This is a genomic window from Streptomyces sp. NBC_01142 (assembly GCF_026341125.1).
Classification (GTDB): domain Bacteria; phylum Actinomycetota; class Actinomycetes; order Streptomycetales; family Streptomycetaceae; genus Streptomyces.
In genome coordinates this window covers 611,211-623,966 of the sequence record NZ_JAPEOR010000001.1, presented here as the reverse complement: position 1 = coordinate 623,966, position 12,756 = coordinate 611,211, and the positions used below count along the sequence as shown (strand labels likewise).

Annotated in this window: 11 protein-coding genes; 4 read left to right on the top strand and 7 right to left on the bottom strand. The window is 70.6% G+C overall.

All coding sequences use genetic code 11. The annotated features are described in order from the left end of the window. Window positions 1-202 precede the first annotated feature (202 nt). The gene (locus OG883_RS03105) at window positions 203-1,411 is read left to right on the top strand and encodes an IS110 family transposase (protein WP_266534610.1); all 1,209 of its coding nucleotides are present in this window, start codon (window positions 203-205) and stop codon (window positions 1,409-1,411) included. A gap of 91 nt (window positions 1,412-1,502) precedes the next feature. Further along, the gene (locus OG883_RS03100; protein ID WP_266534607.1) at window positions 1,503-2,921 is read left to right on the top strand and encodes an FAD-dependent monooxygenase; all 1,419 of its coding nucleotides are present in this window, start codon (window positions 1,503-1,505) and stop codon (window positions 2,919-2,921) included. Here the strand turns inward: OG883_RS03100 and leuE are convergent. Next, the gene (gene leuE, locus OG883_RS03095; protein ID WP_266534605.1) at window positions 2,908-3,564 is read right to left on the bottom strand and encodes a leucine efflux protein LeuE; all 657 of its coding nucleotides are present in this window, start codon (window positions 3,562-3,564) and stop codon (window positions 2,908-2,910) included. The two genes, OG883_RS03100 and leuE, sit on opposite strands and share 14 nt — an antisense overlap. A gap of 278 nt (window positions 3,565-3,842) precedes the next feature. Beyond that, window positions 3,843-5,423, bottom strand: coding sequence for a methylmalonyl-CoA mutase (locus OG883_RS03090; protein ID WP_266534603.1), 1,581 nt, complete (start codon window positions 5,421-5,423; stop codon window positions 3,843-3,845). Window positions 5,424-5,627: 204 nt separating this feature from the next. Between OG883_RS03090 and OG883_RS03085 the strand changes: the two genes are divergently transcribed. Next, on the top strand, window positions 5,628-6,506 hold the full coding sequence (locus tag OG883_RS03085; protein ID WP_266534600.1) for a L,D-transpeptidase family protein: 879 nt from the start codon (window positions 5,628-5,630) through the stop codon (window positions 6,504-6,506). A 229-nt stretch (window positions 6,507-6,735) separates the two neighbouring features. On the opposite strand, the gene OG883_RS03080 is transcribed toward OG883_RS03085, so the two are convergent. The 5 genes from OG883_RS03080 to OG883_RS03060 form a co-directional block, all read right to left on the bottom strand. Then, a complete protein-coding gene (locus OG883_RS03080; protein ID WP_266534598.1) occupies window positions 6,736-7,764 on the bottom strand; it encodes a hypothetical protein in 1,029 nt (342 codons plus the stop codon). After that, entirely contained in the window at window positions 7,764-8,534 is a 771-nt protein-coding gene (locus OG883_RS03075) for an RNA polymerase sigma factor (RefSeq protein ID WP_266534596.1), read from the bottom strand. Before OG883_RS03075 ends, OG883_RS03080 begins: the two co-directional genes overlap by 1 nt. A gap of 396 nt (window positions 8,535-8,930) precedes the next feature. After that, window positions 8,931-9,500, bottom strand: a complete 570-nt coding sequence (locus tag OG883_RS03070) for a hypothetical protein (RefSeq protein WP_266534593.1) — start codon at window positions 9,498-9,500, stop codon at window positions 8,931-8,933. A gap of 60 nt (window positions 9,501-9,560) precedes the next feature. Continuing rightward, window positions 9,561-10,067 carry a hypothetical protein gene (locus OG883_RS03065; RefSeq protein WP_266534590.1) on the bottom strand — a complete coding sequence of 169 codons (507 nt, stop codon included), beginning with the start codon at window positions 10,065-10,067 and terminating at the stop codon, window positions 9,561-9,563. 171 nt (window positions 10,068-10,238) lie between these two features. Further along, window positions 10,239-11,867 (bottom strand): glycoside hydrolase family 20 protein, encoded by a 1,629-nt coding sequence (locus OG883_RS03060; RefSeq protein ID WP_266534588.1) that lies wholly within the window; start codon window positions 11,865-11,867, stop codon window positions 10,239-10,241. Between the two features lie 316 nt (window positions 11,868-12,183). Between OG883_RS03060 and OG883_RS03055 the strand changes: the two genes are divergently transcribed. Further along, window positions 12,184-12,696, top strand: coding sequence for a 2-oxo-4-hydroxy-4-carboxy-5-ureidoimidazoline decarboxylase (locus OG883_RS03055; RefSeq protein WP_266541186.1), 513 nt, complete (start codon window positions 12,184-12,186; stop codon window positions 12,694-12,696). The last annotated feature ends 60 nt before the right edge of the window (window positions 12,697-12,756 follow it).

The following is a 12,756-nucleotide window of genomic DNA, read 5'->3' as shown; positions in this document are numbered from 1 at the left end:
GTTGCCCCCTGTCGAAGCGATGACCTGGGGGGTGGTGTCACCGGGTCCGGGGCACCGTCTGACCGCTGATGAGAGGCCCGACCGTCACCCGGCCGAGCGCAACGCCCGGCCGTTGAAGGGTGGCAGGTCTGCGTAACGTGGATGCGCGCGCTCGGTGCCGGTGGGTGAGGCCGGGACGGAACGACCACCCTCGGGGGGTGCGGTGCTCGACACCGGTGAAATCGCGGTCTTCCTCGGCCTGGACGTCGGCAAGGGCGACCACCACGGCCACGGCCTGACAGCGGGCGGCAAGACCGTCTACGACAAGCGGCTGCCCAACAGCGAGCCGAAACTGCGGGCCGTGTTCGACAAGCTCACGGCCAGGTTCGGCCGCGTGCTGGTCATCGTGGACCAGCCCGCATCGATCGGCGCCCTGCCGCTCGCGGTGGCCCGGGACGCCGGCTGCCACGTGGCCTACCTGCCAGGGCTGGCGATGCGGCGGATCGCCGATTTGTATCCCGGTGAGGCCAAGACCGATGCCCGCGACGCGCACGTGATCGCGGACGCCGCCCGCACCATGCCTCACACCCTGCGGGCCCTGGAACTGGCCGACGAGACCGCGGCCCAGCTTACCGTCCTGACCGGCTTCGACCAGGACCTCGCCGCCGAGGCTACCCGCACCAGCAACCGGCTCCGCGGCCTGCTCACCCAGTTCCACCCGAGCCTGGAGCGAGTACTGGGGCCCCGCCTGGACCACCAGGCTGTGACGCACCTGCTGGAACGCTTCGGCTCGCCCGCCGCCCTGCGTAAGGCCGGACGCCGCAGGCTCGTGAACCTGATACGGCCCAAGGCCCCGCGCATGGCCGAACGCCTGGTGGACGACATCTTCGACGCGCTCGACGAACAGACCGTCGTGGTCCCGGGCACCGGCACCCTGGACGTGGTCGTGCCCTCGCTGGCCCGCTCGCTGGCCGCCGTCCACGAACAACGACGCGCTCTGGAAGCCCAGATCGGCGAGCTGCTTGAGTCGCACCCTCTTTCCCAGGTCCTGACCTCGATGCCCGGAGTCGGTGTCAGGACCGCCGCCACCTTGCTGGTCACCATCGGCGACGGCACCTCGTTCCCCACTGCCGCCCACCTTGCCTCCTACGCCGGCCTCGCCCCGGCAACGAGGTCCTCCGGATCCTCCATCCACGGCGAACACGCCCCCAGAACAGGCAACCGGCTCCTGAAACGGGCCATGTTCCTCTCCGCGTTCGCCGCCCTGCACGACCCCGCCTCCCGCACCTACTACGAACGGCAAAGAGCCCGCGGCAAGACCCACACACAGGCCTTGCTCCGCCTCGCCCGCCACCGCATCAGCGTGCTGTTCGCCATGCTCCGCGACGGCACCTTCTACGAATCCCGCACCCCCGAGACAGCCACCGCATGACCTGCTCAGGCTTGACGAAGGACATAGAGGCACCCCCCTTTCCGCCGGCCCCGCCTTGACAACTTAACAGCGTTAAGGCCACCCTCTGGGCATGGAACTTAACAGCGTTAAGGAAAGCCCCGTGCTGATCGTCGGCGCCGGGCCCACCGGGCTCGCCCTCGCCTGTGATCTGGCCCGCCGCGGCGTGCGCGCCCTCGTCGTCGAACAGTCCGGCTCCCTCTTCCCCGGCTCGCGGGGCAAGGGCATCCAGCCCCGCACCATGGAGGTCTTCGACGATCTCGGCGTCGTGGACGCGGTCGTGGCGTCGGGCGGCAAGGCCCCGGTCGGGATGATCTGGCAGGACGGCAGCCGGCACGGCGAGTACGACATGTTCGAGCGCCCCGGACCCACGGAGGCCGAACCGTACGGCGAGCCCTGGCTGCTCCCGCAGTGGCGCACCCAGCAGATCCTCCATACGCGTCTGACGGAGCTGGGCGGCGCCGTCGCGTTCGGTACCGCCCTGACCGGCATCGAGCAGGACGCGGACGGAGTGACGGCGGAGCTCTCGACGGGGACGGGCGGGACACGGACGGTGCGCGCGGCGTACGCGGTCGCGGCCGACGGCGGCCGCAGCACCGTACGCAAGATCCTCGGCATCGCCATGACCGGCGAGAGTGTCGACCCCGCACCCATGCTGGTGGCCGATGTCCGCATCCCCGCGCTGGACCGGCTCAACTGGCACATCTTCCCCGGCGACGGCTCCGGCCATCTCTCCGTCTGCCCGCTTCCGGGCACCGACGACTTCCAGCTCGTCTGTCAGTTCACGCAGGGCGAGCCGGACCTCTCGCCCGCGGGGATACGGGCACTGGTCGCCGCCCGCACCCACCTGGCCGCCGACGACATCACCGAGGTGCTGTGGTCCTCGGACTTCCGGCCGCGCGCCGCCATGGCCGACCGCTTCCGCGAAGGGCGCGTGTTCCTCGCGGGTGATGCCGCCCATATCCACTCCCCCGCCGGCGGGCAGGGCCTCAACACCAGCGTCCAGGACGTCTACAACCTCGGCTGGAAGCTCGGTCAGGTGCTGCGCCACGGCGCGCCCGAAGCGCTGTTGGACACCTATGAGCAGGAGCGGCAGCCCGTCGCCGAACAGATGCTGGGTCTCTCGACCCGCATCCACCGCGGCCAAGAGCAGCGCGGCGCGGCCACCATGCAGCTCGGACTCGGCTACCGGGGCGGACCGCTCGCCCTGGGCGGCGCGGGCGCACTGGAGGCGGGCGACCGCGCCCCGGACGGCCCGCTGCCCGATGGACGGCGGCTCTTCGATCTCTTCCGGGGCCCGCACTTCACCCTGCTCGCGGTCGGCACGGACGCCGAACTGCCCCTGTTGGAGCGCGACTGGGTGCACCCGCACCGGATCGGCGCGTACGAGCCGTACGGAAAGGGCCTCTTCCTGATCCGCCCCGACGGCCATGTCGGCTGGGCGGGCGAGGATGCGGCCGGTCTTGCCGAGTACCTGCTCAGGTGCTGCTGAGCGAGAGCTTCACCGCGAAGCCGAGGAAGAGCGCACCGGCCGCCGACGTCACGCCCGCCGAGAGGCGCTTGCGACGGCGGAAGGCGGACGCCAGATGGGTGCCGGTGAAGATCAGCAGGGTCAGATAGAGGAAGCTCGCCAGCTGGGCGAGCGCGCCGAGCACCACGAAGGACAGCGCCGGATAGGCGTACGCCGGGTCGACGAACTGCACGAAGAAGGCGATGAAGAAGAGGATCGCCTTGGGGTTGAACAGGCTGATCACAAAGGCCCTGCGGAAAGGCCGCTCGGCGCCGGACCCGTCGGCCGGGGCAGCGGCCTGTTCGCCCGTCAGCTCCTTGCGGCTGCGCCACAGCGACCACGCCGCGCGCAGCATCCCGATCGCCAGCCAGGTCAGATACCCGGCGCCCGCGAACTTCACGATCCCGAAGAGCAGCGCGTTGGCCTGGAGCAGCGAGGCGACGCCCGCGGCGGAGAGCACCATCAGCACTGTGTCGCCGCACCACACACCGGCGGCTGCGGTATAGCCCGTGCGCACGCCTCGGCGGGCGGCGACAGAGAGCACGTACAGCGAGTTCGGCCCCGGCAGCAGAATGATCAGGACAAGGCCTGCGAGATAGGTCGGAAGATCGGTAACGCCCAGCATGATGCGGAGTGTCGCACAGAGGTACGACACTCCGCCGTGGCGTTTCGCATCGCGGAAGGAAAGATTCCGACGAACCGCGTCACGACCCGCCGACAGCCGCAACGAGCCGGCCCGGGCTCGGGGCCGGCCGGGGCCGGGCTTGCAGCCGGGCCACGCGGCAACGAGCCGGGGCGAACCGAGCCGAGCCGGGTCGAACCAGGCCAGGCGGAACCAGGCCAGGCGGAACCAGGCCGGGCCGACCCGGGCCAGGCTGAGCCGGGCCAGGCCGAGTCGGCGGCTCAGAACACGTCGCTCGGCACGTAGGTCCCCCACACCCCCCGCAGCGCGTCACACACCTCGCCGACCGTCGCCCGCGCCTTCAGCGCGTCCTTCATTGGATAGAGCACGTTGTCCGTGCTTTCCGCGGCCTCCCGCAGCGCGGCGAGCGCCGCGTCGACCGCCACCTGGTCCCGGTCTGCCCGCAGTCTCGCCAGCCGCTCGGCCTGCTGCGCCTCGATCGCCGGGTCGACGCGCAGCGGCTCGTACGGCTCCTCCGCGTCCAGCGTGTAGCGGTTGACGCCGACCACGACGCGCTCGCCGCTGTCGGTCTCCTGCGCGATGCGGTACGCGCTCCGCTCGATCTCCCCCTTCTGGAAGCCGTGCTCGATCGCGTTGACCGCGCCGCCCAGATCCTCGACCCGCTCCATCAGCGCCAGCGCCGCCGCCTCCACGTCGTCCGTCATCTTCTCGACGACGTACGAACCGGCGAACGGGTCGACGGTGGCGGTGACGTCGGTCTCGTACGCCAGGACCTGCTGCGTGCGCAGGGCGAGCCGGGCCGACTTGTCGGTCGGCAGCGCGATCGCCTCGTCGAAGGAGTTGGTGTGCAGCGACTGAGTACCGCCGAGGACCGCCGCCAGCCCCTGCACGGCCACGCGTACCAGGTTCACCTCGGGCTGCTGGGCGGTCAGCTGCACCCCGGCCGTCTGCGTGTGGAAGCGCAGCATCAGCGACTTGGGGTTCCTCGCCCCGAACTCGTCGCGCATCACCCGGGCCCAGATGCGTCGCGCGGCGCGGAACTTCGCGACCTCTTCGAGGAGCGTCGTGCGCGAGACGAAGAAGAAGGACAGCCGCGGAGCGAAGTCGTCGACATCCATGCCCGCGGCGACGGCGGTACGGACGTACTCGATGCCGTCGGCGAGGGTGAAGGCGATCTCCTGCGCCGGCGAGGCCCCGGCCTCCGCCATGTGGTAGCCGGAGATCGAGATGGTGTTCCACTTCGGGATCTCGGCCCGGCAGTACTTGAAGATGTCGGCGATCAGCCGCAGCGAGGGCTTGGGCGGGAAGATGTACGTGCCGCGGGCGATGTACTCCTTGAGCACATCGTTCTGAATGGTGCCGGTGAGCCTGTCCGCCGGGACGCCCTGCTCCTCGCCGACCAGCTGGTACATCAGCAGCAGCAGCGCGGCCGGGGCGTTGATCGTCATCGAGGTGGAGACCTTGTCCAGCGGGATCCCGTCGAACAGCACCCTCATGTCGTCGACCGAGTCGATGGCGACGCCGACCTTGCCGACCTCGCCGCTCGCGATCTCCGCGTCCGAATCGTGACCCATCTGGGTCGGCAGGTCGAAGGCGACCGACAGGCCCATCGTGCCGTTGGCGATGAGCTGCTTGTAGCGGGCGTTGGACTCGACGGCGGTGCCGAAGCCCGCGTACTGGCGCATGGTCCAGGGGCGGCCGGTGTACATCGTCGGGTAGACACCGCGGGTGAAGGGGTACGCGCCGGGTTCGCCCAGCTTGTCGGCCGGATCCCAGCCCTCCAGAGCACCCGGTCCGTAGACCGGTTCGATGGGCAGTCCCGACTCGGACTCGCGCGCCATGAGTGTGTGCCTCCCACTAGATCTACTGACTGGTAACAAACCTCGCGAGGGACTGTATCGGCGGCCGCCAGGCGGGTGGAGTCCCGCTCACTGGGACCTTGCTCACAGCCCTTTGCTCGCTTGTTCCTCATAATGCGCGGGATTGCGCAACCGGGCAGAGCGGGAATCTGTCCCTAGGGACACAGAAGATTCAGGGGGGCGAAGATGCTTCGGAATTCCGCCATACGCAGATCACTCACAGCGGCGGCCGTGCTGGCCGTGACGGCCGGCTGTACCGCGCAGGCGGTGACCGGCCCCCCGAAGAAGACCGACGCCAAACCGGGCACCGCCTCGCCCGCGGGGGGCGCGGCCACGCCGTCCCCGTCCGATGCGGCCACGCCGTCCCGGAAGCCGGCCGGGAAGCCGACGCCCGGCACGTCCGCCGAAACTCCTGCACCGGCTCCTGCGCCCACCATCGTGATGGAGAGCGGTTCGAAGGGCGGTCAGGTACGCGAGCTGCAGGCCAGGCTGGCGCAGATCGGCTGGTTCGACGGCGCTCCGAGCGGCACGTACGGCCCCGTGACGACCGCCGCCGTCAAGGGCTTCCAGGGCAAGCGCGGCCTGCCGACGACGGGCGCGACGGACACCGTGACCTGGCAGAAGCTGCTCGGTATGACGACGGAGCCGACGCGCGACGAGCTGAACGGCACGACCGTCAACAAGCCGTCGGGCAAGGCGGACCCGCGCTGCATGACGGGCCGGGTGCTGTGCATCAGCAAGACCACCCGCACGCTCTCGTGGATGATCGACGGCAAGGTCCTGTCGACGATGGATGTGCGTTTCGGATCGCAGTACACCCCGACCCGCGAGGGCACGTTCCACGTGGGCTGGAAGTCCCGGCACCATGTCTCGACGATCTACAAGACGGCCATGCCGTACGCGATGTTCTTCAGCGGCGGCCAGGCGGTGCACTACTCCTCGGACTTCGCGGCCCGGGGCTACAACGGCGCCTCGCACGGCTGCGTCAATGTCCGCGACGAGGGGAAGATCGCCTCGCTCTTCGCGCAGGTCGGCAACGGCGACAAGGTCGTCATCTACTGGTGATCGCAACATCTACTGGTGATCGCAACCATCGACGTGGCCGAGGGGATCGAAGGAGAGAGCGGCGCGGGCGGGACCGGGGGAACGTGTCCCGCCCGCGCCATGTGCGCCGAGCCGTAGGTACGGGGGGAACCCCGGCTCTGGCGCAGCCGATGACCAGTCGGCTCACTCTCTACTGCGTCACCGGCTCAAAAAACGTCACACCTGATCGGCAGTGTTGAGAAAACGCAGGTCAAGACAGGCGCACTGGACTGCTGGGGGAAGCGCCGGGAACGCTCTCGCCCCGGTCGGCAGCGGGCGCGCCGAGCGCCGGCAGCCAGGACACGGGCGGCATGGCCGACCCGCCCGCCCCGCCGCCGTCGGAGTCGGAGCGGCCGTCGTCCTCTCCGCCGCCGCCCTCGTCGTCGTTGTTCTCGTCGCGGCCGCCGCTGCCGTCGCCGTCGCTTCCGCTTGCGCCACTGCCCTGGGAGCCACCGCGCAGCAGCCGGTCACAGAACCGTTCCACCCGCTCGGGTCCCTTGGCCACCGCTTCCAGCCGCTGCTTGCGCTCCGGGGCGATACGGCCACTGCGGTAGTCACGACAGGCGTCGACCGTCTTGCGGAACAGGTCGCGGTTCCGCTCGCGGGAGCTCCCGTCGGAGCCGCCTTCGTGCGAGCCCGGGTCGTCGCTCGGCTCTCCGGTCGTACTGCCGCTCTCCCCGCCCGGCTCGGTCCCGGTCTCCTCGCTCGTCGGCGGCGTCACCGGCGGCGCAGCGGTTTCGCCCGGCGTCTGCGGGGGAGTGAGCGCTCCCCCGTCGGTGGGCGGCTCGGAGACGAGCGGCCCCGGGGTCGCCGCCGCCGAGACGGACGACGCGGGCAGCGGATTGCCGCCGCCGCCGAAGGGGGTGGGCAGTACGCCCGTACCCGCGGCGACCGCCACGCTGCCGATCGCGCAGCCTGCCACCGCCGCGGCGATACCGAAGCGCACCGGACGGCCGAAGCGCAGGGTGCGTACGGGGCGGCCGGCCAGGCGTACCGTTCCGAGGGCGTCGCCCGCGGGTGCGGCGCTGTCCGCCCTGGCCTTGCGGAAGGCGGCCATCGCGGCGGCCTCGCCGGGCATCTCGCCGTCGTCCTCGAACCTGGCCCGGCCCGCGCGGTGCAGTGCGCGGGAGAGCTGCGCGGCCTGGCGACGGGCGTGTTCGTCAGCGGCCTCGACAGGTTCACCGCGCAGCAGTCGCTCCGCCGCTTCCTTGTCGAGCCACTCGTACCGCTCGTCGGCCATCACATGTCCTTCTGCGTCCGCAGGCGTGAATGCGTCACACCGGCGGGAGCCGTCGCGCCCGGCCTGGGGCCGCGCTGCGGCGGTACGGCACCGAGATCCGGCCCGCGATCCGTGGGGTTTGCGTCCGTGCACACATCGTCCGGGCCGGCATCGTCCAGGCCCTCCGACAGGCCCTCCGACAGGGCCGCCGCGTCGTCCGCGCCGTACGCACCGTACGCGCCTTCGGTACCCAGCAGCTCGGCCAGCCGCTTCAGTCCACGGTGGGCCGCGGTCCGTACGGCACCGGGCCGCTTGCCCAGCGTCTTGGCCGCGCTCTTGGCGTCGAGGCCGACCACGACACGCAGTACGACGGCCTCTGCCTGGTCCTGCGGCAACTGCGCGATGAGGGCCATGGTGCTGCCGGTGGACAGGGACTCCATGGCCTCGTCAGCGGTGTCCGACTCGGCGGGCCTGCCGGTCAGTTCGCTCTCGTCCCCGCCGACGGCGGGCCGGCGGCCGCGCATCCGTATGTGGTCGAGGGCACGATTGCGTGCTATCCGTGCGGCCCAGCCCCGGAAACGATCCGCGTCGCCGCTGAACCGGTCGAGGTCGCGGGCTATCTGCAGCCAGGCCTCGGATGTGACGTCCTCGGCCTCCGGCTCGCCGACAAGAGTGCGTACATAGCCGAGCAGCCGCGGGTGCACAGCGCGGTACACAGTACGGAAGGCACTTTCGTCCCCGTCCTGTGCCGCGAGCACCGCGGCGGTCAGCTCCGCGTCGTCCCCCAGCACTACCTCAACCTGTTCCGAATCGCAGCTGGTCACCACTGCCGCGCCGCCCTGCGCGAATCAGCACGCTACGTCCTTCTTGGGGGTCACGTCCATTGCCTCGTACAACCTGCAACAACTTGCCGCCACTGCGGGGTGTGACAGAAAACGCACGCACGGCGCTGAAAGAGGTACGGGGCGGCACTGCGGCCCCGGCGAACGACGACCGGGGCCTCTCCTGTGGGGGGTGGCGGCCCCGGTCGTCCTTCCACCCGCAGAACTCACCCACAGAACCCATCCTCGGCCAGGGTGCGGAGCCCAGGGTGCGGAGCCCACCCCGAGCGCGAGTGCACACCCGAGCCCGAGTGCCCGCCCGAGCCCGAGTGCCCGCCCCGCGCGTCGGCACTCAGCGCCCGCACGTCACTTCTTGACGCGCGCGCGGCGCGAGAGGGCCGCACGCAGCACCCGCTGCCCCTCGGTCGACACATCCAGCGCGGCACGCAGACCACCGCTCTGCACGTCCGCCTCCGCCAGGATCTCCAGGATCTGGATCTGCCGGCGGAGTTCACCGGTGACCAGCGGACCGGCGCAGTCCGGCTCGCTCTCGCGGCAGCGCTTGAGCAGCTCCGCCGCGTCTGCGCCGGTGCCGCCGTCGAAGCGGTGGTGGAGTTCGAGCGCGGCCACGGAGCACTCGTCGGCCCACTGCCGCAGCGGGGCCACCTCCCATTCGGAGGGTGCGGCGCCCAGCATCTGCCGTACGAGAACGGCCGCTTCGTCCGCGGCGTCCGCGCCCTCCATGGCCTCCCTGGCCGCCGCGAGCCTTCCCGACCAGTCCTCCTCGCCGTCCACCAGCCCCGCCCACAGCGGACGCAGGGCGTCCGCCTCGGACGCGAGCAGCGGCAGGCAGCGGTCCAGACACGCGAGTCCGCTCGCGGCCAGGCCCCGCTGATCCGCCTGAGCGATCAGTTCCGTCAGGCTCTTCGACGCCATTGGACGCCTCCCATCGCGGACGCAGTACTTCCTCTTACTGCGCCTCATGGCTCAAATGCGTCACTCCGGCAGGCCCGGAATTCCCAGCCCCCCAAGGAATCGGAAGAATAGTTCCTCAGCAAGGGGCGTGGGCCGATTGGCGCAAAGTACTTCCCTCAGCAGCCCGGCCGCCGGTGTCGTGCCCGCCTCCGCCGCCCACTCCGTGGCCCGCTGCGCCGCGTCCTCGGCCGGCAGGAAGAGGTCGTCGACCACCATGCCGTTGGCGTCCAGATAGCCGGCCATCGTCTCCCTGGCCAGGCACGCGTACCAGGATCCGCTCTGTGGAGCCGCGGCCTCCACCGCGACGCAGGCACTGTCCATCACAAACCCGAAGAGCACCGGCGACCCCATCGACCGGGCGAGCGCACCCATGTCCCCGATATCGGGCTCGCTGGGGTGCTGCCAGATCTGCCAGCCGTCCGGCCGCTGCTGATACAGGGCCAGGTTCACCCGTACGCCCACCAGCGCGTCCTGTTCGGCGAGCGGCCGCTCGCTCCTGCCCACCACGTAGTAACCCGAGAACCCCATGTCCCGCTCCCCCCTGCCGGTGACACCAGCCTGACCGAACCTGGCCCGAAGTGCCCCCCGCATGCCACTCGCACACCATTGCGCCACGGCTCGTTACATTCTGCGCACATGAACTCGGCCTGTGGAGACCCCTGTTGGGAATCCGCGGCTTCGAACCCGTCCGGCCTCGGCTCAGCCGAGCGTTCTCGACAGCTCCACGAAGCTCTGCCAGTCCCGGGCCGGGGTCCGCGGGTCCCACAGTTTCTGGGACGTCGCCCGCAGCGGCAGCCTGATGCCACGCGCGATCTGGTCCTGGGTCTGGGAGTTCGCCAGGTCGCACCAGACAGCGAAGCGGCCGCCCAGGATCAGCTCCGAGTAGCGCTCGGCCACCGGCTTGCTACCGCGCACCACCAGGGGGGTCCACTCCTGGTAGATCCGACGGCCGGTGGGGTATCGGAATTCGTTCGGCTCACCGAGGACGTAATAGAGGTACTCGTCGTTGACGTTGACCAGCTTCCTGCCCTCGCGCAGATACTCCTCCGGCTGCCGTGCCCCGAACTCCTTGCCCGTCCAGTACTCGACCTCGAGATCCTTGTCCGCGGCGACCACGCCGCCCCGGAAGAAGCCGTCGTTCCAGGCCTTGAGCTTCTTGCCCTGGGGGCGCACCACCGCCGCGCGGTCGTTCACCCAGCCCGTCGCCAGATCCTGGACCCTCGCCCGGGGGCCGTACTTCTGGCGGGCCGCGGCGGCCAGCGCCGGGTAGGACGCCTCCGGGTTCTGCACGACCAGCGCCTGGTACTCGTCGCCGCCGAGATGCCAGTACGCCTGCGGGATCCGGGGGTCGGTGAACAGATCCGCGTACTCGCGCAGCAGATCGTCCACGATCCGCGCCGACTCGGGCTGCGCGATGTCGATCGCCCCGCGCGTGGGCGCGCCGGCCGCGTTACGGAGCTGGAGCTGAGGATGCGCTGCGATCACCGCGCCCAGGTGGCCGGGCGAGTCGATCTCCGGGACGACCGCGATGTGCAGCCGGCCCGCGAGCGCCACGATCCGGCGGACCTCGTCCTTGGTCAGGTGCTGGCGCGAGACGACCTCGGGGTGCGAGTCCGAGGCGATACGGAACCCCTGGTCGTCGGAGAAGTGCAGGCCCAGCTGGTTGAGCTTGAGGTCGGCCATCTCGCGCAGCCGGTCCTCTATCCACCCCGCGGTGAAGTGCTTGCGCGCAATGTCGAGCATCAGTCCGCGCTGGGGCCGGTCCGGCTCGTCCCGTACGACACCCTCCGGCATCGCACCCCCGGACCGCACCGCCTGCTTCAGCGTCCGCGTGCCGTAGAAGACCCCGGCCTCGTCCCCGCCGCTGATCCTGACCCGGCGGTCCCGGGTGGTGACGGTGTACGACTCGGGCTCGCCCTGCCGTGTCGACGCGAGGGCCAGCTCGACATCGCCGGCACGGGCGGGGACCGCGCCCCGGTAGCCGAGCTTCAGCTCACGGGCTATGAGGCGGCCCTCGTCGGCGAGCGCCTCGCTGCCCTTGGGGACGACGACCGCACTGTCGCGCCCCGGGATCCAGCCCGGTCCGCGGGCCGCCTCGTGCGTACGTACGAAGGGGATGGTGGCGGGCGCCCTCGACAGTGGGTACACCCGTGAGGGTGAGGGCGAGGAGGGGGCGGGTGGGGGCGTGGGGGTCTTCGCGTTCTCCTGCACTCCACCGCCGGCGGCCGCCGGGCTGTCACCGGCGGAGCAGCCGGCCAAGGTCAGTGAGAAGGCCACCGTGGCAGAAACGATCATGCCGGTGACCTGCGCACTTCGAGAGTGCCACATCGGTTCAGAACCTCCTGTATGTGGTGAAACTATGGCGAAGGACCCCCCTCCATCGTCCATCACATGAGCCGAAACTCTCCCGTCCGGGTGAAAATCACGCATCTGTCGGACAGCTCACGCCACCCGTCGATAGCGTTGTGACTCATCCATCTCTCGCTTCCCAACCGTCCCGCTGTCCTTTTCGAGGAGCCCCACGCTGTCCAGCGAATCCCACGCCGGCCTCCCGAAGCGACCGCCGACACTCCACCACACTGCGCCCCGCGGCCTCACCCCCTCGGGCATACCGTCCCCGCCGCCTGCCCCGCCGTCCGCCCCGCTGCCGGCCCAGCGCCGCGGCGCGCCCGGCCTCGCACACTTCAACACCGCACCCGACGACTTCGCCGAAGCCGTCCTGCTCGCCTGCTGCGGCAGCCGCCGCTGGGCCCAGCGCATGGGCGCCCACCGCCCGTACCCCGATCTGGACGCACTGCTCGCCGCGTCCGACGAAGCCGGCTACGACCTCTCCCCCGCCGATCTCTCCGAGGCACTCGCCGACGAGTCCTCCTCCGGCCTGCACCCCGGCGCGCCCCAGGCCGCACAGACCGCCCTGTCCGCCGCCCACGCCGCGTACGAGAGCCGCTTCGGCCATGCCTTCGTGATCTGCCTGGACGGCTACCGCCCCGAGGAGTACCTCGACCAGGTACTGGCCGGCATCCGCACCCGACTCGCCCATGAGCCGGACGAGGAGCGGGCAGTCTCGGCCGAGGAGTTGCGCGGGCTCGCCCGCTCCCGACTCGCACATGTAGTGGCCAACCATCCGGAAACAGACGCCGCGGGGGCTTCCCGATAGCCCGTACGAGGCTGTTTGATTGCCTGTTTGATCACACCTGTGCACCCCGGGCGAACGAAC

Excerpts from the sequence above, each read along its gene's own strand:
- OG883_RS03070 (WP_266534593.1), bottom strand. The coding sequence starts at position 9,500 with ATGGCGTCGAAGAGCCTGACGGAACTGATCGCTCAGGCGGATCAGCGG.
- OG883_RS03090 (WP_266534603.1), bottom strand. The coding sequence starts at position 5,423 with ATGGCGCGCGAGTCCGAGTCGGGACTGCCCATCGAACCGGTCTACGGA.
- OG883_RS03085 (WP_266534600.1), top strand. The coding sequence starts at position 5,628 with ATGCTTCGGAATTCCGCCATACGCAGATCACTCACAGCGGCGGCCGTG.
- leuE (WP_266534605.1), bottom strand. The coding sequence starts at position 3,564 with ATGCTGGGCGTTACCGATCTTCCGACCTATCTCGCAGGCCTTGTCCTG.
- OG883_RS03060 (WP_266534588.1), bottom strand. The coding sequence starts at position 11,867 with ATGTGGCACTCTCGAAGTGCGCAGGTCACCGGCATGATCGTTTCTGCC.
- OG883_RS03100 (WP_266534607.1), top strand. The coding sequence starts at position 1,503 with ATGGAACTTAACAGCGTTAAGGAAAGCCCCGTGCTGATCGTCGGCGCC.
- OG883_RS03065 (WP_266534590.1), bottom strand. The coding sequence starts at position 10,067 with ATGGGGTTCTCGGGTTACTACGTGGTGGGCAGGAGCGAGCGGCCGCTC.
- OG883_RS03080 (WP_266534598.1), bottom strand. The coding sequence starts at position 7,764 with ATGGCCGACGAGCGGTACGAGTGGCTCGACAAGGAAGCGGCGGAGCGA.